Origin of the sequence: Streptomyces zagrosensis (assembly GCF_014203645.1) — a bacterium.
GTDB lineage: Bacteria > Actinomycetota > Actinomycetes > Streptomycetales > Streptomycetaceae > Streptomyces > Streptomyces zagrosensis.
In genome coordinates this window covers 41824-63684 of record NZ_JACHJL010000001.1, presented here as the reverse complement: position 1 = coordinate 63684, position 21861 = coordinate 41824, and the positions used below count along the sequence as shown (strand labels likewise).

General features: G+C 69.8%; 17 protein-coding genes. 5 read left to right on the top strand and 12 right to left on the bottom strand.

Annotated elements, in window-relative coordinates; all coding sequences use genetic code 11:
- Positions 1-20: 20 nt before the first annotated feature.
- The 4 genes from FHS42_RS00245 to hrcA all read right to left on the bottom strand — a co-directional run bounded on the left by FHS42_RS00245 (position 21) and on the right by hrcA (position 4467).
- Positions 21-764: a 16S rRNA (uracil(1498)-N(3))-methyltransferase gene (locus FHS42_RS00245; protein ID WP_184568433.1), complete on the bottom strand. Its 744-nt coding sequence runs from the start codon at positions 762-764 to the stop codon at positions 21-23.
- Complete coding sequence (locus FHS42_RS00240) at positions 761-1954, bottom strand: nitronate monooxygenase (RefSeq protein ID WP_184568432.1); 1194 nt, start codon at positions 1952-1954, stop codon at positions 761-763. Before FHS42_RS00240 ends, FHS42_RS00245 begins: the two co-directional genes overlap by 4 nt.
- 362 nt (positions 1955-2316) lie before the next feature.
- Positions 2317-3450, bottom strand: coding sequence for a molecular chaperone DnaJ (dnaJ, locus tag FHS42_RS00235; RefSeq protein WP_184568431.1), 1134 nt, complete (start codon positions 3448-3450; stop codon positions 2317-2319).
- Positions 3451-4467: a heat-inducible transcriptional repressor HrcA gene (gene hrcA / locus FHS42_RS00230; protein WP_184568430.1), complete on the bottom strand. Its 1017-nt coding sequence runs from the start codon at positions 4465-4467 to the stop codon at positions 3451-3453.
- Between the two features lie 197 nt (positions 4468-4664).
- On the opposite strand from hrcA, the gene FHS42_RS00225 reads away from it, so the two are divergent.
- Positions 4665-5396, top strand: a complete 732-nt coding sequence (locus FHS42_RS00225) for an MBL fold metallo-hydrolase (RefSeq protein WP_184568429.1) — start codon at positions 4665-4667, stop codon at positions 5394-5396.
- Positions 5397-5521: 125 nt separating this feature from the next.
- Positions 5522-6391, top strand: a complete 870-nt coding sequence (locus FHS42_RS00220; RefSeq protein WP_184568428.1) for a DUF3097 domain-containing protein — start codon at positions 5522-5524, stop codon at positions 6389-6391.
- Here FHS42_RS00220 and FHS42_RS00215 read toward each other — a convergent pair.
- The 5 genes from FHS42_RS00215 to lepA form a co-directional block, all read right to left on the bottom strand.
- Positions 6375-7031: a Uma2 family endonuclease gene (locus FHS42_RS00215; RefSeq protein ID WP_184568427.1), complete on the bottom strand. Its 657-nt coding sequence runs from the start codon at positions 7029-7031 to the stop codon at positions 6375-6377. The two genes, FHS42_RS00220 and FHS42_RS00215, sit on opposite strands and share 17 nt — an antisense overlap.
- Positions 7032-7130: 99 nt before the next feature.
- On the bottom strand, positions 7131-8363 hold the full coding sequence (gene hemW, locus FHS42_RS00210) for a radical SAM family heme chaperone HemW (protein ID WP_184568426.1): 1233 nt from the start codon (positions 8361-8363) through the stop codon (positions 7131-7133).
- Positions 8364-8539: 176 nt separating this feature from the next.
- Positions 8540-11014, bottom strand: coding sequence for a SpoIIE family protein phosphatase (locus tag FHS42_RS36450; protein ID WP_376772488.1), 2475 nt, complete (start codon positions 11012-11014; stop codon positions 8540-8542).
- Positions 11015-11512: 498 nt separating this feature from the next.
- Positions 11513-13399, bottom strand: a complete 1887-nt coding sequence (locus tag FHS42_RS00200; RefSeq protein ID WP_184568425.1) for an AMP-dependent synthetase/ligase — start codon at positions 13397-13399, stop codon at positions 11513-11515.
- 212 nt (positions 13400-13611) lie between these two features.
- The gene (gene lepA, locus FHS42_RS00195) at positions 13612-15489 is read right to left on the bottom strand and encodes a translation elongation factor 4 (RefSeq protein ID WP_184568424.1); all 1878 of its coding nucleotides are present in this window, start codon (positions 15487-15489) and stop codon (positions 13612-13614) included.
- Positions 15490-15736: 247 nt separating this feature from the next.
- Here lepA and rpsT point away from each other — a divergent pair, with 247 nt between their 5' ends.
- Both rpsT and FHS42_RS36445 read left to right on the top strand, forming a co-directional pair.
- The gene (gene rpsT / locus FHS42_RS00190) at positions 15737-16003 is read left to right on the top strand and encodes a 30S ribosomal protein S20 (protein WP_184568423.1); all 267 of its coding nucleotides are present in this window, start codon (positions 15737-15739) and stop codon (positions 16001-16003) included.
- A gap of 695 nt (positions 16004-16698) precedes the next feature.
- Entirely contained in the window at positions 16699-17715 is a 1017-nt protein-coding gene (locus FHS42_RS36445) for a hypothetical protein (RefSeq protein ID WP_246494079.1), read from the top strand.
- A 148-nt stretch (positions 17716-17863) separates the two neighbouring features.
- Here FHS42_RS36445 and holA read toward each other — a convergent pair whose 3' ends face one another.
- Complete coding sequence (holA, locus tag FHS42_RS00180) at positions 17864-18853, bottom strand: DNA polymerase III subunit delta (protein ID WP_184568422.1); 990 nt, start codon at positions 18851-18853, stop codon at positions 17864-17866.
- A 221-nt stretch (positions 18854-19074) separates the two neighbouring features.
- Between holA and FHS42_RS00175 the strand changes: the two genes are divergently transcribed.
- The gene (locus FHS42_RS00175; RefSeq protein WP_184568421.1) at positions 19075-19356 is read left to right on the top strand and encodes a hypothetical protein; all 282 of its coding nucleotides are present in this window, start codon (positions 19075-19077) and stop codon (positions 19354-19356) included.
- 121 nt (positions 19357-19477) lie between these two features.
- On the opposite strand, the gene FHS42_RS00170 is transcribed toward FHS42_RS00175, so the two are convergent.
- Both FHS42_RS00170 and FHS42_RS00165 read right to left on the bottom strand, forming a co-directional pair.
- Positions 19478-21031 carry an MFS transporter gene (locus tag FHS42_RS00170; RefSeq protein ID WP_184568420.1) on the bottom strand — a complete coding sequence of 518 codons (1554 nt, stop codon included), beginning with the start codon at positions 21029-21031 and terminating at the stop codon, positions 19478-19480.
- A complete protein-coding gene (locus tag FHS42_RS00165; protein ID WP_184568419.1) occupies positions 21028-21807 on the bottom strand; it encodes a helix-turn-helix domain-containing protein in 780 nt (259 codons plus the stop codon). The genes FHS42_RS00170 and FHS42_RS00165 overlap by 4 nt, the downstream gene beginning before the upstream one ends.
- Positions 21808-21861 lie beyond the last annotated feature (54 nt).

Genomic DNA, 21861 nt, shown 5'->3' with positions numbered 1-21861 from the left:
CCACACGGGTCGGCGGGCCCCTACCCCCAGCGTCCCGTCCGGCCGAGCAGCAGCGCGACCGCGGCCGTCCCGGCCGTGGAGGTCCGCAGCACGCTCGGACCCAGCCGGTACGGTCCGGCGCCCGCGTCGGCGAACACCGCCAACTCCTCCGGGGATACGCCCCCTTCGGGCCCGACGACCAACACGAGATCACCCTGGTCCGGCAGCGACGCTGCGGCCAACGGCTCAGAGCCCTCCTCGTGCAGGACGGCGGCGAACGTGGCCCGCGACAACAACTCGGCCACCTGGGGCGTGGTCATCGCGTCGGCGACCTCGGGAAAGCGCAGCCGGCGCGACTGCTTGCCCGCCTCTCGGGCGGCGGACCGCCACTTGGCCAGCGCCTTGGCGCCCCGCTCGGCCCGCCACTGGGTGACGCAGCGGGCGGCGGGCCACGGCACGATGGCGTCCACGCCGGTCTCGGTCATGGTCTCCACGGCGAGCTCGCCCCGGTCGCCCTTGGGCAACGCCTGGACGACGGTGATCCGGGGCAGCGGCGCCGGCTCGACGCGTACCTCCGCCACCTCGACCGTCAGCCGGTCCTTGCCCTCGACGGCGGTCACCGCGCCGTACGCGCCCAGGCCGGCGCCATCGGTCAGCACGACCTGCTCGCCAACCCGAAGCCGACGCACCGCCACCGCGTGCCGCCCCTCGGGGCCGTCCAGCGTGAGCGTGGTGCCGACCGCGGCGCCGTCCAGGGGGCCGGTGACAAAGACCGGGGCGGTCACGCGGCCCCGCCCTCTGCTGCGTAGCGCTCTCCGGCGTAATCCTCTTCGGCGTAACCCTCTTCGGCGTAACCCTCTTGGACGTAGCCGTCTTCGGCGTGCCGCTGGGTCGGCGCGTGCCCGGCGGCGGCGGTCAACTCCATGCGGGCGGCGTTGAGTTCGGCGACCAGCGCCGCCACCAGGTGTTCCGCCGGCAGCTCCCTGGCCAGCCGGTGCCCCTGTCCTGCCCACAGCGCCATGCCCTGCGGGTCGCCGGCCTTCGCGGCGGCCTTCCGTAGCCCGGAGGTGAGGTGGTGCACCTGCGGATAGGCCGGTGGTGCATACGGGCCGTGCTCGCGTAGGAAACGGTTCACCAGGCCGCGAGCCGGGCGCCCGGAAAAGGCCCGGGTCAACTCCGTACGCGTGAAGACGGTGTCGGTCATGGCCCGCTTGTGCAGGGGGTTCGCGCCGGACTCGGGACAGACCAAAAACGCGGTACCGAGCTGCGCGGCGCAGGCGCCGGCCGCGAGTACGGCGGCGATCTGCGCGCCGCGCATCAGCCCGCCGGCGGCGATGATCGGCAGCGGCACCGCGTCCCGTACCAGCTCGATCAGCGACAACAGCCCGATCCCCGAGCCGGGGCCCTGGGCGTGCGGGTCATCGCGGTGCGTGCCCTGATGGCCGCCCGCCTCGATGCCCTGCACGCAGACGGCGTCGGCACCCGCCGCGTGTGCGGCGAGCGCTTCGTCCACGGTGGTGACGGTCACCACGGTCACCGTGCCGACCTTGGCGAACGCCTCGCACACGGCGCGCGTCGGGCAGCCGAAGGTGAACGAGACGACTGGCACCGGATCTTCGCGGAGGATCGCGAGCTTGGCGTCATAGGCATCGTCGGTGCCCGCGTCGGGATCACCGAGCGGCGTCTCGTACCAAGCGGCCTCGCCCGCGAGCTGATCGCGGTAGACGGCGACGGCGGAGGGGTCTGCCGTGGCGGGCTGCGGCATGAAGACATTCACGCCGAACGGCGCATCGCTCTGCGCGCGCAGATGCTTGATCTCCTCGTACATCGCCCCTGGCGTCTTATACCCGGCGGCGAGGAAACCGAGCCCCCCGGCCGCTCCCACGGCGGCGGCGAGCTGCGGGCGCGAGGCACCACCCGCCATGGGGGCCTGCACGATCGGATACCGGTAGAGATCGGTCAACGCGGAGGACATGACCACATCGTGTCACGCCATTCACAGCAGCGGGTAACACCCCTGGGCGTCCACCCACCGAACATCGGCCACCCATTCTCCACCGCTACATCACGCCTCTTCCACGCCGTGCACACGGCTTCCGCGCGGATGGACGCCTCCATCAGCAGCGCGCACCGCCCCCGCTTTCGCGGCACCGAACGGCTCGGGCGCCGAGCCCGTACGCGACGGAATCGGCGCCCAGCAGTGATACAGGGATCGGGCGGCACCGTCCGGCTTACGCGAACGCCATGCCACTATTCGAGATCACGAGGCCCGGGAGCAGTCACGGGGCAGGGGACGGCGGGGTTCCCCTCGCCATCCCCGTACCCGAGTGCGGTGCCTCACCGCCCGTTGAACGCGTCCTTCAGCCGGGAGAACAGGCCCTGCTGCCCGGGCTTGAACTCGCCCAACGGGCGTTCTTCACCGCGCAACTTGGCCAGCCGGCGCATGAGTTCTTCCTGCTCCGGATCGAGCTTGCCCGGGGTGGTGACCTCAACGTGAATGATGAGCTGGCCTCGGCCACCGCCGCGTAGATGCGTGATGCCACGCCCGTGCAGCGGGATCGACTGGCCGGACTGGGTGCCCGGGCGAATGTCGATCTCCTCCAGGCCGTCCAGCGTCTCCAGCGGCACCTTCGTGCCGAGCGACGCCGCCGTCATCGGGATGGTGACCGTGCAGTGCAGATCGTCGCCACGGCGCTGGAACGCCGCGTGCGGGGCCTCGTGGATCTCCACGTACAGATCGCCGGCGGGGCCGCCACCGGGGCCGACCTCGCCCTCGCCCGCCAGTTGGATGCGGGTGCCGTTGTCCACGCCCGCGGGGATCTTGACGGTCAGGGTGCGGCGGGATCGCACCCGCCCATCACCCGCGCACTCCGGGCACGGCGTCGGCACCACGGTGCCAAAGCCCTGGCACTGCGGGCACGGTCGCGAGGTCATGACCTGGCCCAGGAAGGACCGAGTGACCTGCGAAACCTCACCCCGACCGCGACACATGTCACAGGTCTGGGCGGAGGTACCGGGCGCAGCACCCTCGCCGCTACAGGTCGTGCACACAATGGCCGTATCGACCTGGATTTCCTTGGTGGTGCCGAACGCCGCCTCATCCAACTCGATATCGAGCCGGATCATGGCGTCCTGGCCGCGCCGGGTACGCGAGCGCGGGCCGCGCTGCGAGGCGGTGCCGAAGAAGGCGTCCATGATGTCGGAGAAGTTGCCGAAGCCGGCACCGAAGCCGCCCTGGCCACCACCCGCCGCGCTCGACAGCGGGTCGCCGCCGAGGTCGTAGACCTGCTTCTTTTGCGGGTCGGAGAGCACCTCGTAGGCGGCGTTGATCTCCTTGAACCGCTCTTGGGTCTTCGGATCGGGGTTGACGTCCGGATGCAGCTCACGCGCGAGCCGTCGGAACGCCTTTTTGATCTCGTCCTGAGAGGCATCGCGCCGTACGCCCAGGACGGCGTAGTAGTCCGTCGCCACTTACGACTCCGCGAGGATCTGTCCGACGTATCGTGCCACTGCGCGTACCGCTCCCATCGTTCCGGGGTAGTCCATGCGGGTCGGTCCGACCACGCCGAGTTTTGCGACTGCCTCGTCGCCCGAACCGTAGCCGACAGCGACTACGGATGTGGAGCTCAGGCCCTCGTGAGCGTTCTCATGACCGATTCGTACGGTCATGGCCGAATCCTCGGCTTCGCCGAGCAGCTTGAGGAGGACGACCTGCTCCTCAAGGGCCTCCAGCACTGGCCGAATAGTGAGCGGGAAATCATGGCCGAAACGAGTGAGATTCGCAGTGCCGCCGATCATCAGCCGCTCCTCGGTCTCCTCGACCAGCGTCTCCAAAAGAGTCGCCAGCACCGTGGAGACCGTGCCCCGGTCCTCCTGCTCGAAGGACTCCGGGAGGTCCTGCACCAGTTGCGGCACGTCCGCGAACCGGCGCCCCACCACCCGGCTGTTGAGCCGCGCCCGCAGGTCCGCCAACGCCGTCTCACCGACCGGCGCCGGGCAGTCCACCATCCGCTGCTCGACCCGGCCCGTGTCGGTGATCAGCACGAGCATCACGCGCGCGGGTGCGAGCGCGAGCAACTCGACATGGCGCACCGTGGAACGGGTCAACGACGGATACTGCACAACCGCGACCTGCCGGGTGAGCTGCGCCAGCAGCCGCACCGTGCGCCCCACTACGTCGTCCAGGTCTACCGCGCCGCCCAGGAAATTCTGGATGGCCCGGCGCTCCGGCGATGAGAGCGGTTTCACACCGGCGAGCTTGTCCACGAAGAGGCGGTAGCCCTTGTCCGTGGGAATGCGGCCGGCGCTGGTGTGCGGTTGAGCGATGAAGCCCTCGTCCTCAAGCGCGGCCATGTCGTTACGCACCGTAGCCGGCGAAACGCCGAGCTGATGCCGCTCGGTGAGCGCCTTGGAGCCCACCGGCTCCTCCGTACCGACATAGTCCTGGACGATGGCGCGCAGTACCTCAAGCCTGCGTTCACTCAGCACCGCGCGCACCTCCAGTCAAACCGTCTATCGGGTGATTTTCCCTGGCACTCATCGGGCCCGAGTGCCAACTCTCCTGGGCCAGTGTACGGCGGGTAGCCACGGTCCGGGCAAGAGTGTCCACAGTCATGGGCGCGGAGGGCCGGAAACCACCGGGGACCAGCCAAGCGCGGTGCTGCTTCGCGAGCTAGCGTCATCCCATGGAGAGCAGCGCGGAGGAGCCCGTACACAGCCGCTGGGAGATGCTCGCGCCGGGCGTCGCTCGGCGTCGGCTGCCGGGCTGGGATGCGACGGTCGGCGCCGTCGCCGGCGCGACGGGAGTCCTGGTCGTGGACACCGGGGCAACGCTGGGTGCGGGTGCCGAGATCCGCCGCGAGGTGCGAGCGCTGTTCGGCCGCCCGGTCACCCATGTCGTGCTCACCCATCCGCACTTCGACCACGTCCTTGGCGCCGCCGCCTTCGCCGGCGTGCAGGTGTACGGGGCAGCTGGGCTCGACGGCGTACTGCTTCAGGAGCGGGAGGCGCTGTGCGCCGATGCGGTACGCCACGGGGCCGAGCCCGACGCGGTGGCGGAGGCGGCCGACCACCTGGTGCGCCCGGGCCACTTGGTGTGCGGCGAACTCACCCTTGGGCTCGGCGGTGGGCGCGAGGTGCTGCTGGCCAACGTCGGCCCCGGCCACACCGCGTACGACTTGGCCGTCTTGGTACCGGGTTCGCCGGAGGTGGTCTTCTGCGGCGACCTGGTCGAGGAGTCCGACGAGCCCCAGGCGGGCCCGGACGCGCTCCCCGCACAGTGGCCAGCGGCCTTGGACCGGCTGCTCGCCCTTGGTGGTGCGGACGCGATGTACGTGCCGGGGCATGGGGCCGTGGTGGACGCGGCATTCGTCCGCCAGCAGCGCGAGACGTTGGCGCGGCGCTTCGCAGTGCCGTAGGCCGAGGCTGCGGGGCGGACGTAGGGGCGGGACGTAGGCGCGGGACGTTGGGGCCAGGCGTGGGGGGCGAGTCGTGGGGGCCGGCGCCAAGGGGCCGGCGCGGTGCGAAAGCTATCGTCTTGCGCATGCGCAGCAGACAGTACGGGCCCGATCTGACCCCGCCCTGGAAGAAGCCCACGGCCGTGCCCGAGGTGGCGGCCGAGACGGACCTGGTGGTGGAGGAGGTGACCACCGGATTTTGTGGCGCCGTCATCCGCTGTGAGAAGACTGCCGAGGGGCCCACGGTCACGCTGGAGGACCGCTTCGGCAAGCACCGGGTCTTCCCCATGGGCCCGGCGGGCTTCCTCATCGAAGGCCGCCCCATCACCCTCGTACGACCGCGGCCCCGAGCCCAAGCCGCCGGGAACGGGGGGCGGGCCCGTACCGCCTCCGGCTCGATCGCTGTACCGGGGGCGCGTGCGAGGGTGGCGCGCGCCGGACGCATCTATGTGGAGGGCCGGCACGACGCCGAGTTGGTAGAGCGGGTGTGGGGCGATGACCTGCGCATCGAGGGCGTCGTCGTGGAGTATCTGGAGGGCATCGACGATCTGCCCGCCATCGTCCGGGAGTTCGGCCCCGCCCCAGACGCCCGGCTCGGCGTCCTCGTTGACCATCTGGTCCCCGGCTCCAAGGAGTCCCGGATCGCCGCGGAGGTCACCGGCAGCGGCGATGGCGGTGGCGGTGGCGGTGGCCACAGCAACGTCCTAGTCGTCGGGCATCCCTACATCGATATCTGGCAGGCGGTGAAGCCCGCGACGCTGGGCATCGAGGCCTGGCCGGTGGTGCCCCGCGGCCAGGACTGGAAGACGGGCATCTGCCGCGCCCTGCGCTGGCCGGAGAACACGGGAGCGGCCTGGCAGCGGATCGTGGGCTCGGTCCGCTCGTACAAGGACCTGGAACCGGAACTCCTGGGTCGGGTGGAAGAGCTGATCGACTTCGTCACGGCTCCGGCGTGACGGCGGGGGCACCAGGGGCCACAGGCGTGGCGGGGGCAACGGGGGTGACTGGGGCGACGGCAAGTCCGGTAGCGGCCAGCGGAGCGGCCGGGAGGGTGCCGAAATCCGTGGTGTCCAGCGCGAGGCCGAGCGCGCCCAGCGGGACCGCCTCCCCGAACGCACTGGTCCGCTCCGTGCGGTAGTCGGCCGCCTCGCCCGCGCCGGATGGCTCGGACAGCAGGACGCACCGGGCCTCGTACGGATCGACGATCAGGTAGAGCGGAACCTGGCCCGCGGCGTACATCGACCGCTTGGTCACATAGTCACGGAGCCTGCTGGTCTTGGAGACGACTTCAAGCACCACGGTCGTCGCGGGGGCCGGGACGAGTCGGCCGGGCCCGTCGAACGCCCCGTGCTCGATGACGACAAGGTCGGGCTGGGGTTCGCTGGCCTCCCCCGGAATCGCGATGTCCTGCGTGGTCACCGGGTGCCAGCGGTCGCGGGAGAATTGATCCTGGATTCGCAGAACGATCATGTTGTGGACCCAGTCGGGCACCGCCATCATCACGATTTCCCCCCGCAGGAGCTCTGCCCTGTACCCCTCGGGAACTTCTAGGTTCTCGAAGTATTCAGTGATCAGCCGATCTCCCACAGCGGTCATCTTCGTGGCCCTCCACATCCGCCGCTTCGCGCAACGCAGCCTACGGACAGCGTAGGCAGCCGCATTGAGAAGCGGCACCGGTTCACCTGTTCGAGCGCATCAGTCCACCAGGTCCCGTACCACCGCGTCCGCGAGGAGCCGGCCGCGCAGCGTCAGTACGGCCCGGCCGCGGGCGTACGGGCCCTGCTCCAGGAGCCCGTCCGACAGGGCGCGGGCCGCCGCGCGGGTCCCTGCCGGGGCCAGGATGGCCAGCGGGCAGCCGTCCGCTAGCCGCAGTTCGAGCAGGATGCGCTCCACGCGGCGGTCCTCGGCGCTCAGCACCTCGCGGCCCGCGCCCGGCGAGCGGCCCTCGGTGAGCGCCTGCGCGTACGCCCCGGGGTGCTTGACGTTCCACCAGCGCACGCCCCCCACATGGCTGTGCGCCCCAGGGCCCGCGCCCCACCAGTCGGCGCCGCGCCAGTACAGCTCGTTATGGCGGCAGCGGCCCGCTTCGGTGGTGGCCCAGTTCGACACCTCGTACCAGTCGAAGCCCGCGGCCGACAGCATCTCCTCCGTGATCAGGTAGCGGTCGGCGTGCACATCGTCATCGGTCATCGGAACCTCGCCGCGCCGGATGCGGCGGGCGAGCTGTGTGCCCTCCTCGACGATCAGCGCGTACGCCGACACATGGTCGGGCCCGGCGCCAAGCGCGGCGTCAAGGGAAGCCCGCCAGTCCGCGTCGCTCTCCCCCGGCGTTCCGTAGATCAGGTCGAGGTTGACGTGCTCGAATCCGGCGGCGCGGGCCAGCTCCACGCAGCGCTCGGGGCGGCCGGGGGTGTGGGTGCGGTCGAGCACCTTGAGCACATGCTGTCGGGCGCTTTGCATGCCGAGCGAGACCCGGTTGAAGCCGCCCGCGCGCAGTTCGGCGAGGTAGCGCTCATCGACCGACTCGGGGTTGGCCTCGGTGCTGACCTCAGCGCCGGGCGCGAGGCCGAACTCGTCCCGGATGGCAGCCAGCATGCGGACCAGGTCGGCGGCGTCGAGCAGGGTCGGCGTCCCCCCGCCAACGAACACCGTCTCCACCGGCCGCGGATCGTCCCCGAGTACCTTGCGGGCCAGCCGTACTTCTTCGATGACCATGTCCGCGTAGTTGTCCCGAGAGGCGAGCGCGCCGCCGGAACCGCGCAGCTCGCTGGCGGTGTACGTGTTGAAGTCGCAGTATCCGCAACGGGTGGCGCAGTACGGAACGTGCAGGTAGAACCCGAGCGGTCGCGCCCCGGCCCCCTCCAGGGCGTGCTGCGGCAACGCCCCGTCGTCGGGCATGGGCTCACCATCGGGCAGTACGGAAGGCATGGGCCCCATTGTCCGGCATCCGCGCCGGCACTGGGCGCGCGGACTGGGCGTGCGAGCTGGGCGCGGGCCGGGCGTGCGGGCGGGCGCACGAACCGGGCCCACCGCGCGCCGCCCCATTCGCTGCCCGGCTCCCTGTGTGATTCGCCACTTGATGGGGGGCGCGCGGCGATGACTCGCTACCGCGCCGCCTGGAGCACCAGCATCGCCAGGTCGTCACCCGGGGGCGAGGCCGCGAACGCGTGCACGGCGCCGCGCACCCGCTGTGCCACCTCCTGCGCGGTCAGCCCGTCGCACGCGGACAACACTCTGGCCAGCCCGTCATCGTCATCGAACTGCGCCTCGTTCGATCTGCGCTCGGTGACGCCGTCCGTCACACAGAGCAAGGTCTCGCCCGGCAGCAGGTCAAAGCTCTCGCTCTCGTACCGCACATCGTCCACGACCCCGAGCAGCAGCTGCGGTGCCGCGCGCACCGCCACCTCGCCATCGGCCCGCAGGAGGAGCGGCAGCGGATGCCCGGCGCTGGCCAGCGTGCACCGCACCCCGCGCCCCTGCTCACGGTCGCCGTCCTCCGCCCGCGCGCGGCAATCGCTCCCCGCACCGCGGCCATCCGTCGAACGAACAGCGCCGTGGTCATCGTTTCCCGCCGTACGAACGGCCCGTGCATGACGGGCGTCCCTCGTCGTCACCACACGAGCTGAGCCGCCACCGCCTGCCCCGCGCTCAGAACCTGAGCCACCACCGCTCGCAGCGACCTCAAGGTCCGGGCCATCGGCGCTCGCCGCATCCCCGGAGCCCGGGCCATCGGCGCTCGCGGAATTGTCCGCGCCGGCGTCCTGGCCAGGGTTCGCGCCGTGCGCCGTCGTGGTGCTCTCCCCCACGTCGTACGGCACCAGCTCGCCATAGAGCAGGGACAGGAAACGCGACTCCCCCGGGCCCTCGGCCGCGACGTCGGACGCCGCCACTTCCACGGCCTGCTCTCCGAGGGTGCGGTTGAGCCGGTCGAGTACGTCGCTCACGCCATAGCCTTCGCGGGCCAGTAGCCGCAGCACTGGGCGGGCCAGGCCCGTGACGACGGCTGCCTCTGGGCCGTTACCGCACACGTCGCCGAGCGCAAAACACCAACGCCCGTTCCCAGCCGGGAAGACGTCGTAAAAGTCGCCGCCCGCGCACGTGCCGCCGGTCGGCTCGTACACGACCGCCGTCTCCACGCCGGGGATCTGGGCGAGTCCGCTCGGCAGCAGCCCACGCTGCAACACCTCGCTGATCTGCGCCTGTCGGGTGTATCGGCGGGCCGCAACGAGCGCGAGCGCGACCCGGCGGGCGAAGTCCTCGAAGAGGACCACCACCTCATCCGGAATCCGGGTCAGCCCGCTCCGGCCGATCAGCAACGTGCCCACCACCCGTCCACCCGCGACCAATCCGCACGCGAGGGCCGCGCCGCCCGGCCCGTAAGCGGAGGGGCTACCCGGCCACGGCCAGGCCATCGCTCGGCCACGAGCGGCGGCCGGCAATCGGGGCGGCCCCTTCTCCACCTGGCGGCGCAGCTCTGCCGTGCGGCTCTCACTGGCGTGCCAGACCCGCGACAACTGCGGTTCAGCGCCTGGCCTCTCCAGCCACACGGCACACCAGTCGGCCAGCTTCGGCACCAGAATTTGCCCCGCCAGCGAGGCCACCTTGTTCTCATCGAGCTGCCCTGTCAGCAGGTCAGAGGCCTCGGCGAGAAAGGAGAGCGCGCCGTGGCTGGGCCAACCCGGTGCGCTGCGGTGGATCGCGGCGCGGCGCGGTGCAGGCGCCAGGATGTCGGCAACCCGAAGATCACAGAGCAGCGCCCGATCGCCGGCCCCCCGCTCGCGGTCTCCGGCGCCGGCCCCGCGCGCGGGGTCGAGCCCAGCGCCGGCGCGCGCGCCGGCTTCGAGAGCCAAGGGCAGCCGGAACCATACGGACTTGCTGGCTCTGCGGTAGCTCGTGCCCCAGGACTCGGCGATGGTGCCAACCAACCGCAGCCCGCTACCGACCCGGCCCCCACCTTCCGCCGACTCCGGCGCAAGCCCAACACCGTCCGCACCGCCCGAACCACCCACACCACCCCCACGGCCCTCACCATCCGCGCCGTCCGCACCCCCCGCACCACACGAGGCACTGATAGCGCACGCAGGGCCGCCACTGCCGGCGGGCCAGGCTGATCCGTTCCGCTGCGGCTCGCCCGGAGGCGCTCCGACTCGTTGTGGCCCGCTCGGCGGCGCTCCGTGCTCGTGCTCGGGGACCGGGGCGTCTCGGCTCGGTGTGGGCTGGCTGCGTAGCATCCGGGCCGGGTGGTGGTCGGTCACCTCCGCGTACAGCGTCGCGCCCGGCGCCGCGGATTCCGAGGTTTCCAGGGCGCAGCGTACGACCACTGCGGTGCCCGCGTGTATCACGGCGTTGGTCACCAGTTCGCTCACCAAGAGCACGGCGTCGTCTACGAGTTGGCCGGCGATCTGTTCGCTACCGGGCAGCCCGCGCGCGGCCCAGTCGGCCAGTGCGGCACGTACGAACTGGCGCGCGGCGGCGGGGGCCAATGGGTTGCCGGGCAGACGAGTACGGCACATGTGCCCGGTGGACCTGTCGGCGTCGGGTTCGGGCCCCGCGGGGAGGTCCGGTGCCGGGTATGCCACGGCGCACACCTTCCCGGCGTCAGTGGACCTGGGCGCGGCCTCGGCGGTGGCTTCGACGATCGAAGAACACCCGCCATGCGGCTTTCACGTTCTGGCATAGCACCGAGTCCGACGCCGACAGCCTGACAGACCGGCCGTGTCCCCATGCACCGAGTGACGTAAGTGAGCTGTGATGAGCAGAGAAACGACACCTATGGCCACAACTGTCTCCGAGATGGCCTCCGTTACTTCAACAAGCAACGAAAGGCAGTCGGCTTCGCCGTTCCGCACCTCCTCGCAGAGGCGGACCCAAAGAGACGCGCCGGCCATGCACAGCCGGGGGATAGGGCTGTGCGTCGAGCCAGGTTCGCCGTACGGACACACGCCAGGGGCGACTTGGACGAGCGCCTCGCGTCACACCCTCGGCAGGGGTGCCTTGACCCACTGCCGAGGGTGGCCCGTTCGCCCCTTGACCTGCCCGCCCGGCGGGCTTCGACGAAAGTCGCTCGGCGTCGCCGCCTACGTCTCGCGCGAGCCCGTGTACATCTCCTCGATCAGGGCACCGTACTCCCGCTCCACAACCGGCCGCTTGAGCTTGAGGCTCGGCGTCAGTTCGCCGTGCGCGATGTCCAGGTCGCGGGGCAGCAGCCGGAACTTCTTGATCGTCTGCCAGCGCTGTAGGCCCTCGTTGAGCTGCTGCACATAGCTGTCGATCAGCTCGTAGGTCTCCTTCGACGCGGTGACCTTGGCGTAGGACGCACCGTCCAGGCCCTGGTCCTTGGCCCATTCCATGATTGCCTGCTCGTCCAGCGCGATGAGCGCCGTACAGAAGTTACGGTCCGCGCCGTGCACCAAGATGTTGGAGACGAACGGGCAGACCGCCTTGAACTGTCCCTCGACCTCGGCCGGCGCGATGTACTTCCCACCCGACGTCTTGATCAGGTCCTTCTTGCGGTCAGTGATCCGCAGATAGCCATCGGGGGACAGCTCGCCGATGTCGCCGGTGTGGAACCAGCCGTCCGACTCCAGCACCTCGGCGGTGCGCTCCGGCAGCCCGTGGTAGCCCTGCATGATGCCGGGGCCACGCAGCAGGATCTCGCCGTCGTCAGAAATGCGCACCTCAAGGCCGGGCAGCGCCTTGCCGACCGTACCGGTGCGGTAATCCTGGGTATTGACGAAGCTGGCGGCGCTGGACTCGGTCAGTCCATAACCCTCCAGGATGTTGATCCCGGCGCCCGCGAAGAAGTAGCCGATGTCCGGCGCAAGTGCGGCCGAACCCGAGATGCAGGCGCGCAGCCGCCCGCCGAACGCCTCGCGCAGCTTGGCGTAGACGAGCTTGTCGGCGATGCCGTGCTTGGTGCGCAGGCCCAGGGGCACGGTGGCGGAGCCGGTGCGCCGGAAGTTGTCCTGGGAGGTCTTGGCGTACTCGCGGGCGACATCGGCAGCCCACTGGAAGATCTTGTACTTGGCCGCGCCGCCCTCTCGGGCCTTGGCTGCGACCCCGTTGTAGACCTTCTCGAAGATGCGCGGCACGGCGGCCATGTAGGTGGGTCTGACCACCGGCAGGTTCTCGATGATCTTGTCAATGCGGCCATCTACGGCGGTGGTGTGCCCGACCGCGAGCTGTCCGGCGACGAGCACCTTGCCGAAGACGTGCGCGAGCGGCAGCCACAGGTACTGCACGTCGTCGGGTTCCAGGAGCTTGATGCCCTCGATCGCGCGGGCCATGTACGACCAGGCGTCGTGCGGCAGCCGGACGCCCTTGGGGCGCCCCGTGGTGCCAGAGGTGTAGATGAGGGTGGCGAGTTGGTCGGAACGCAGCGCGTGCACCCGGTCCCGCACGCTGTCCGGGTGCTTCTCCAGATACTTCGCACCGCGCCGTTCCAACTCGGCGAGCGAGAGCACCCAGCCCTCCGGGTCCCCCACGGCCGACACCGCGTCAGCCTCCTCTATCACCACCACGTGCGCGAGTGCAGGAAGCTCGGCGCGGCTGGCGCGGGCCTTGCGAAGCTGCTCGGCGTCTTCGGCGATGAGCACCCGGCTACCGGAGTCGGAGAGGATGAACGCCGTCTCGTCGTCGTTGGTGGACGGGTAGACGGTGGTGGTCGCGGCGCCAGCGCACAGTACGGCCAGATCCCCGAAGATCCACTCGACCCTGGTGCTGCACGCCAGGGCCACCCGCTCCTCGCCCTGCACCCCTAGGTCGATAAGGCCGGCCGCGATGGCGAAGACCCGGGTGGCGGACTCGGCCCAGCTCAGCGGCTGCCAGTCAGCGGGCCCCTCGCCCGATGCGGGCGGTACGGGATAGCGGTACGCCTCTGCGTCCGGTGTGGCCTCCACCCGCTCCAGGAAGAGCGTGGCCATCGACGGCGGCCTGTTGTCGAGCAAGGCTTGGGTGTCGGTCACAGCATCCTCCGGGGCCCGCCTCAGCGTTAGTGACTCATGAGTAACCTACGAGTAGTGATCAGACTAGATGGCCGCGCCTCAGCATGTAAGAGGCTGTGGTCGGCTCGTTGAAACAGTGGTCGGCGCCGTCCGGTGGCCGCTGCACACGACGGGCCCGCAGCGCAGCGCTGCGGGCCCGGACACCCCTGTCGGCACGGAGCTTGTGCCGTTTCTTACTTCTTCGCCTTGGCCTCGCCGCCGCTGTCAGAGTCCGTGGACAGCACCGCGATGAAGGCCTCCTGCGGCACCTCTACGTTGCCGACCATCTTCATCCGCTTCTTGCCTTCCTTCTGCTTCTCCAGAAGCTTTCGCTTGCGGGAGATGTCGCCGCCGTAGCACTTGGCGAGCACATCCTTACGGATCGCGCGCACCGTTTCACGGGCGATGACGCGGCTGCCGATGGCTGCCTGGATTGGCACCTCGAAGTTCTGCCGGGGGATGAGCTCACGCAGCTTGGCCACCAGGCGCACGCCGTACGCGTACGCCTTGTCCTTGTGCGTCACCGCGGAGAACGCGTCCACCTTGTCGCCGTGCAGCAAGATGTCCACCTTGACGAGCGCGGAGGTCTGCTCGCCGGTGGGCTCGTAATCGAGCGAGGCGTAACCGCGCGTCTTGGACTTGAGCTGGTCGAAAAAGTCGAAGACGATCTCGGCGAGCGGCAGTGTGTAGCGCAGCTCCACGCGGTCCTCGGAGAGGTAGTCCATGCCGAGCAGCGAGCCGCGGCGGACCTGGCAGAGCTCCATGATCGAGCCGATGAACTCGCTGGGCGCCAGCACCGTCGCCCGCACCATCGGCTCGTACACCTCGGCGATCTTGCCGGTGGGGAACTCGCTCGGGTTGGTGACCGTGTGCTCCGCCTCGTCCTCCATGATCACGCGGTAGACCACGTTGGGGGCGGTGGCGATCAGATCGAGGCCGAACTCGCGCTCCAGGCGCTCGCGGACCACGTCCAGGTGCAGCAGGCCAAGGAAGCCGACACGGAAGCCGAAGCCCAGCGCGGCGGAGGTCTCCGGCTCGTAGACCAGCGCGGCGTCGTTGAGCTGGAGTCTATCCAACGCCTCCCGCAGCTCCGGATAGTCCGAACCATCCAGCGGGTACAGCCCCGAGAACACCATCGGCCTGGGGTCCTTGTACCCGCCGAGCGCCTCGACCGCGCCCTTGTGGAAGGAGGTGATGGTGTCGCCGACCTTCGACTGCCGGACATCCTTCACGCCGGTGATCAGGTAGCCCACCTCGCCGACGCCGAGCCCGTCGGACACCGTCATCTCGGGCGAGGAGACGCCGATCTCCAAGAGCTCGTGGGTCGCGCCGGTGGACATCATCCGGATGCGCTCACGCTTGCTGAGCTGGCCGTCGATGACACGTACATAGGTGACCACACCGCGGTACGAGTCGTAGACCGAGTCGAAGATCATCGCGCGAGCGGGCGCATCCGCGACGCCGACCGGCGCGGGAACCAGCTCCACCACGCGGTCCAGCAGCTCCGACACGCCCTCGCCGGTCTTCGCCGACACCCGCAGCACCTCGCTCGGGTCGCAGCCGATGAGGCGCGCCAGTTCGGCGGCGAACTTCTCGGGCTGCGCGGCGGGCAGGTCGATCTTGTTGAGCACGGGGATGATCGTGAGCTCGTTTTCCATCGCCAGATACAGATTGGCGAGGGTCTGCGCCTCGATGCCCTGGGCCGCGTCCACCAACAGAACGCAGCCCTCGCACGCGGCGAGCGACCGGGACACCTCGTAGGTGAAGTCCACGTGGCCCGGGGTGTCGATCATGTTGAGGATATGAGTCGAGTTCTGGAGCTCGCCCTCGGTGGGCGCCCAGGGCAACCGGACCGCCTGGGACTTGATCGTGATGCCACGCTCACGCTCGATGTCCATGCGGTCGAGGTACTGCGCACGCATCTGCCGCTGCTCCACCACACCCGTTAGCTGGAGCATCCGGTCGGCGAGCGTGGACTTGCCGTGGTCGATATGCGCGATGATGCAGAAGTTACGGATGAGAGCCGGGTCGGTACGGCTCGGCTCCGGCACGTGAGGAGGGATCGCGGGCACGCAGGGTCCATTCGGTGATTGAACGCAGCTAGCAGCTAGGCGGGACGTGGTGACAGTTCCACCCATCGTCCCACGAGTGGCGGCCACAGTCCGGTTTGGGAGGCCCCAGCGGCTGCTGGTAGCCTGGACGACTGTGCCTCGTGCACTCTCTGTATGCACCCCCTGTATGCACGCTCTGTGTACGAGGCGCCCTCGGAGAGAGTCCGAGGACAACCGAGAAATCCGACGAACCTGCAAAGGCTCCTTCGTGGCGAACATTAAGTCCCAGATCAAGCGCAACAAGACGAACGAGAAGGCGCGCCAGCGCAACAAGGCCGTCAAGTCCTCGCTCCGCACCGCCATTCGCAAGTCCCGTGAGGCCGTGGCCACCGGTGACCTGGAGAAGGCCACCGTCGCCTTCCGTGAGGCGGGCAAGAAGCTCGACAAGGCCGCCAGCAAGGGCGTCATCCACAAGAACGCCGCCGCCAACAAGAAGTCGGCGCTGGCCGCCCAGGTTTCCGCCCTGAGCGCCTGATCCACCGCCTCACCAGCGGCCACGGCCGACCTTGGCCGGCCGCGAACCGTGTGTGACGACCGCGCAGTGATCACCTCACTCGCGGGCTTTCCGGCACCGCACGGCGCATGACCGAGCTTCGTTTTCCAGTCCGGTACGGACCCCGCGGACCCTCTCTACCGCGCCGTCCGACAGTCGTCCAGCCAGGCCCGGAGCACCGCCTCCGCAGGCCAGGTACGACGACATCACACCGCACGCGGCCTGTTCGCCACGCGCGTGCGATGTGCTTAGCTCGCGGATTCTTCGCCGAAGGCCCCGCGCCTGTCCGATTCCCCCGGACGGCGCGGGGCCTTCGTGCGTACCACCATGGCGGGTGGGCTGCGGGTGGGCTCTGTGCTGACGTGGGCTTCGGGCTACGGCGTGGGCCCCTTGGGTTGCGCAACTCTTGTGCCGGCTGCCGGCTCTCTTGCTACCGGCGCGGGCCTTGTGGTGGCTGCGGGCCTTGCACTGGCGTGGGCCTTTGGGTTACGCGACTCCTGTGCCGGCCACGGGCCTCTTGTGCCCCCGGCCCTGCCGGGCCGAGCCTGGCCCTGGCCGACCCCGCTTCGAGAGCCGCGCTGTCGGGCCCGACGCGTGCGCTGTACGGGATGGTGCGAGGGGGAGGTAACCCCGGGATGGTAGCGGCCCTGCACGGCGTGTCGGGTAATGTGCCCGCCATGTCGATACCGGGGGATCAGCCCAACCCGTACGCGCAGTCGCAGTCGAATCCGTACGGAGACGTCCCACCGCAGCCTCCAGGTGGGCAGCAGCAGCCAGGCCAGCAAGACCCGCGCCAGGCTCCCAATCCCTACGCTTATCCGCCCACCCCGGCCGGCCCCCAGCCGGGCCCCGTGGGAGCGGCAGCGCACCCGACGATGCCCGGCGGTGTGCCCACGCAGCCACCGGGTCAGGTCCCTGGGCAGGCGGGACACCCCATGGGGCAGCCGCAGCCTCCCGCCCCCTACCCCGGCCAGGTTCCGGCTGGCTATGGCCCAGGCGTACCGACCCCTAGCGCGCCCTCCGGCAGCACGAAGGGGCGCGGCCTGCTGTGGGCAGCCGGTGGCGCGGTCGTGGCCTCGGCCTTGTGGGCGGGTGGTCTCCTCGCCACGGGCGGCTTCGGCGACGACGAGGCGAAGGCCGACCTCGCGGGCTATCAGTACACCGGCAATCTGTGCGGCTCCACCGACTACGCCCCGTTTGAGGAGGCCGGGTTCAAGAAAGACGAGTCCACCTCGGGGGACAAGAACCCACGCGCGAGCGGCACCGAGCACGAGGCCCTGGACTCCATGGACTGCAACACGGACCTGAAGGCGAGCGAGTCCTCTTCCTCCTCCGACTACTCCTCGACCTGGGTCGCCACCTCAGCCCACCTCCACCACAAGACAGACCCGGAGCCGGAATTCGAGGCCAGGTACCGCGCCTACGAGAATCAAAAGGGCTCCACGTACACCTACAAGGTCAAGCCGGTCCCGGACCTCGGTGACGAGGCGTATCTGGTGACGCAGGAGGAAAAGGACGGCGACGACGAAGGCAGCTACGTCATCCTCGCGGTCCGCGACGGCTGGATGACGTACCAGACGTCCTGGTCCAACTACGTGTCCGGCAGCTCCAACTCGACCCCGCCGAACAGCGAGAAGGTGGGCAAGATGCTGTCGCAGAGCGCCAAGGTGACGATGGAGCGGCTACAGAGGTAACGACGGTCGCCGTGCCCGGGGCGTGTTCGAGCCCTGCGGTGGGCCGCGGCTGGGAGCCGAAACAGCTTCCGGAGGCGGCGCGGGGCCGGGCGGCGTGGGGCCTGGCGGCGTAGGACCGGGTGGCGCGGGACCGGGTGGCGAGCGGAGGTTAGCCGCGGCCTGAACGCGCGGCTCGGGCCACGGCTACTACGGCCTTTTCCAGTGCGTACTCCGGGTCGTCTCCGCCGCCCTTCACGCCCGCATCGGCGTCGGCCACTGCACACAGGGCCGTCGCCACCCCATCCGCCGACCAGCCACGGATCTGCTGCCGCACCCGGTCGATCTTCCACGAGGGCATGCCCAGATCGCGGGCCAGATCGCCGGAACGCGCGCCGCGCGGCGCCGAGGCCACCTTGCCGATGGAGCGCACCCCCTGCGCCAGCGCACTGGTGATCAACACGGGCGCAACTCCGGTGCTGATGGCCCAACGCAGCGCCTCCAGAGCCTCCGCAGCACGTCCCTCGACGGCGCGGTCGGCAACGGTGAAGCTCGACGCCTCGGCCCGGCCCGTGTAGTAGCGGCCGACGATCGCCTCGTCGATGGTGCCCTCGATGTCGGCTGCGAGTTGCGTGCAGGCGCTAGCCAGTTCCCGCAGGTCGCTGCCGAGGGTATCGACCAGCGCCTGACACGCCTCGGGCGTGGCAGAGCGGCCGATGGCACGGAACTCCGACCGAACGAAAGCGAGCCGATCGGCCGGTTTGGTCATCTTCGGGCAGGCGATCTCACGAGCCCCCGCCTTACGGGCCGCATCAAGCAGCCCCTTACCCTTGGTTGCCCCCGCGTGCAGCAACACCAGCGTGATCTCCTCGGCCGGAGCCGTGAGATACCCCTTCACGTCCTTGATGGTGTCGGCCGAGAGGTCCTGCGCGGAGCGGACCACCACGACCTTGCGCTCGGCGAACAGCGACGGGCTCGTCAACTCGGCGAGGGTGCCTGGCTGCAACGCGTCGGATGTGAGGTCGCGCACATCCGTGTCGGGGTCGGCGGCGCGGGCTGCCGCCACTACCTGCTGCACGGCGCGGTCGAGCAGCAGGTCCTCCTGGCCCACGGCGAGCGTCACGGGAGCCAGCGGATTATCGGTCGTCGTCTTCTTGGCCATCGCGGACCAGCATCCCACGCACCACTGACAAGCCGGGCAGCCGGGCGGTCAGCCCCCGCACCCAACATTCAGCCGCGCCCCCACCGCGTACGAGGTCACCACAGCACAGGGCCCGTGGGGCACAGCGGCGCGTGAACGCCTTACCCCGCGCGCCGGTCCGGTCGCGGGCCGCGTCACCAGCCGGCTCCAAGCCCTCGTCCACGGTCCCGCACAATGGGCTCGTGAGTAGCGCACGCCCCCTTGCCGACGAAGAACACGAACCCGTCACCCGACACTTGCTGGTGCTCCCCGACCGCGATGCCGCCGAGGACGCGGCCCAGGCTGTTGTGCACCGCTTCGGTCTGGCTGAGGAGCCGCGGGTGGTACGAGAGGCGCTGGCCGGCGAAGACGACGCCGAGGACGCTCAGTGGCTGGTGGTGATCGAGGACCCGGCAGCACTCCTTGAGACGGCAGCGCTAGACGCATTCGCCGCCGAATACGAAGGCTGGCACGAGGCGGAGTAGGGAGCAGGAGTTGGGCGTTGGGAGTTGGGGGTAGCTGGTGGGAACGGTGGCGAAGGGCAGCCTCGCCTGAGGCTCTTCCCCGCCCCCTCCCTCCCCCACCCCACCCGCCCCCGTACAACGTTTAGCCCGGCGTCTCGCTGGCCTCGGTGCATGGCCCGGCCGCCTCACTCACAGCCTTACTCCTTCCACCCTGCTCAACCGCCTCCAGCGGTTCAGTACGCCCAGTCAGCTCGGCGGGCTCGGTCGGCCTGGCCGCCTCCCCCACCGGCACGGGCACGGGCACGGGCACGGCCAAGCCGCTGGGCCCGAAGTCGGCGACGATATCCAGGCCGGGCTCACCATGAGCGGATTCACCATGGCTGGGCACACCCGCGCCCTCACCATCGAGGTCGCGGCCTAGCTCGGGGCCAGCCTCGGGATTGGGCTCGGGCGTGGGCAGGTCGCGTATGTGTGGGACCGGCGACGGCAGCACCCACAGCAGGCTCAGCACGGCGCCCGCGGTCCCGATCCACAGTGTGGGACGCAGCCCGATGGTCGATCCGAGCGCTCCAGCGGTGAGGGCGCCCAGTGGGCGAACGCCGTGAGTCAGCATGCGGTAGGCACCGGTCACCCTGGCGCGTAGGGCATTCGGTATCAGCGCGGCATGCAGCGAATTCATGGCTATGTCCGCGAACATGGCACCCACGCAGCAGCCGAGTTCCGCGAGGAACAACAGGGTCAGAACCAGCGGCGTAGGCCCATCTGCGAGCGGCACCAGAAGCAGCGGCATGGAGAAGAGTGCGAGCCCGAGGATGGCGGCGCGGCCGATGCCCAGTCGCCGGATGACCCGGCCCGCGGTGGCCGCGCCGACGAGCCCGCCGACCGCGCCGACGCCCAAGATGGCGCCGAGCACGCCCGCGCTCAGTCCGAGTTCCGTGGTGACATACAGGACGAAGAGGGTGTGGAACATGAAGTTGAAGAACTGGATGGTGGCCGAAGCCGCGAAGGTGGCGCGCATGACCGGCGAGCCGACGACCCAACGTAACCCGGCGCTGAAGTGCCCCTTGGCCGGTGTTGAGGGCGGGGGTTCGGCGGGGTCGATGCGGGTGAGGCAACGCGCGGAGATGAGGTAAGTCAACGCGTCCGCGACCAGCGCGAGCGGAGCGGCCAGCAGTTGAACCAGGAACCCGCCCACGCTCGGGCCCGCCACATACGACAGCGAACGACTGCCGTTGATCAGCGCGTTGGCCTCGACGTAACGCGTGCTGGGGACCAGCGAGACGAACAAGGTGGCATTGCAGACATCGAACAGCACGGTCAGCGAGCCGACGGCGAAGGCCGTGACGTAGAGCTGAACGAGGCTCAGCAGATCGAAGGCGTACGCGATGGGCAGTGACGCTATGAGCACAGCGCGCGCCAAGTCCGAGACGATCATGAGGCGTCGGCGCTGGGCGCGCCGATCGACCCAGGCGCCGGCCGCGAGCGAGAACAGCAGAGCAGGCAACAGTTGCGCGGTGGCGAGCCAGCCCATCTCCGCGGCGTCGGCGTGCAAAATGATCACGGCCGCGAGTGGCAGTGCCAGCATTGAGATCTGATCGCCGATCAGAGAGACGCTCTGTCCGGTCCAATACCGCCGGAACGGCCCTTGCCGCAGTAGCTCCGGGACAGCTCTCGGAAGGGCGATCTTGGCACTCACATGCCCTCCGCCTTCGGAGCGTCGCCCGTTCCAGCGATGCCAGTCGTTCGGGGAGCATCTGCCGGCGTTGGCACGTCGCCAGCCACCGGGTCGGCGTCCGCGATCGGGGAGTCCTCCTCCATGGGGCCTCTTTCCGTGCCCGGCCCCTGCGGCAGCGGGAAGCCCGCCTGGATGATTTGCACGAGCCTGGCCCCCTCCGGCCGGGCCCCGGGCCGCGCAGTGCGCTCCTCGTAAGGGCGGAGCAATGCGCCGATCTGCTGCTGGATGACGGAGAGTTCCTCCGCGGTCAGGTACAGCACGTTGTCGCTGACCCGCTCGGCCTCCTGCCATGCGCGCGGTAGCGTACGGCGCGCCTCGACTGCGGCGCTGAGCTGCTCGAAGTACCGCTGGGCAAGGGCGTGTTCCAAGGCGTCCGTCGCCTCGGCCATGACCGGTTCCGTGGAGTAGGAGGGCCATTCCGTAAAGCGCGCGGTGGCCCGCCACGGTTTCTCCCTGCCCTGACCGCCCGCGGCCACTTCGACCAGGCCGTACTTGGCAAGCATCCGCAGATGGTACGAGCAACTGGCGACCGACTCCCCGGTCAGGTCGGCCGCCCGAGTCGCGGTACAGGGGCCCTGCGTACGGAGCAGACCGACCAGCCGCATTCGGGTGGGGTGGGCGTAGGCGCGCAGTGCGCGCGGGTCGGTCAGCCGCATTCCGCGAGCCGGTTCGTCCGACGCTGGCGAGGCAACCGGCGGAACTGCTTCCCGGCCTGCTTCCTCTCGATTCTCCGACATCTTCTAAAGATAGCTTTAGAAAGGTTTCTTTACCAGGTCTTCTTTGCAAGGGGA

Excerpts from the sequence above, each read along its gene's own strand:
- FHS42_RS00240 (WP_184568432.1), bottom strand. The coding sequence starts at position 1,954 with ATGTCCTCCGCGTTGACCGATCTCTACCGGTATCCGATCGTGCAGGCC.
- FHS42_RS00225 (WP_184568429.1), top strand. The coding sequence starts at position 4,665 with ATGGAGAGCAGCGCGGAGGAGCCCGTACACAGCCGCTGGGAGATGCTC.
- FHS42_RS00220 (WP_184568428.1), top strand. The coding sequence starts at position 5,522 with ATGCGCAGCAGACAGTACGGGCCCGATCTGACCCCGCCCTGGAAGAAG.
- FHS42_RS00215 (WP_184568427.1), bottom strand. The coding sequence starts at position 7,031 with ATGACCGCTGTGGGAGATCGGCTGATCACTGAATACTTCGAGAACCTA.
- hemW (WP_184568426.1), bottom strand. The coding sequence starts at position 8,363 with ATGCCTTCCGTACTGCCCGATGGTGAGCCCATGCCCGACGACGGGGCG.
- FHS42_RS36445 (WP_246494079.1), top strand. The coding sequence starts at position 16,699 with ATGTCGATACCGGGGGATCAGCCCAACCCGTACGCGCAGTCGCAGTCG.
- holA (WP_184568422.1), bottom strand. The coding sequence starts at position 18,853 with ATGGCCAAGAAGACGACGACCGATAATCCGCTGGCTCCCGTGACGCTC.
- FHS42_RS00165 (WP_184568419.1), bottom strand. The coding sequence starts at position 21,807 with ATGTCGGAGAATCGAGAGGAAGCAGGCCGGGAAGCAGTTCCGCCGGTT.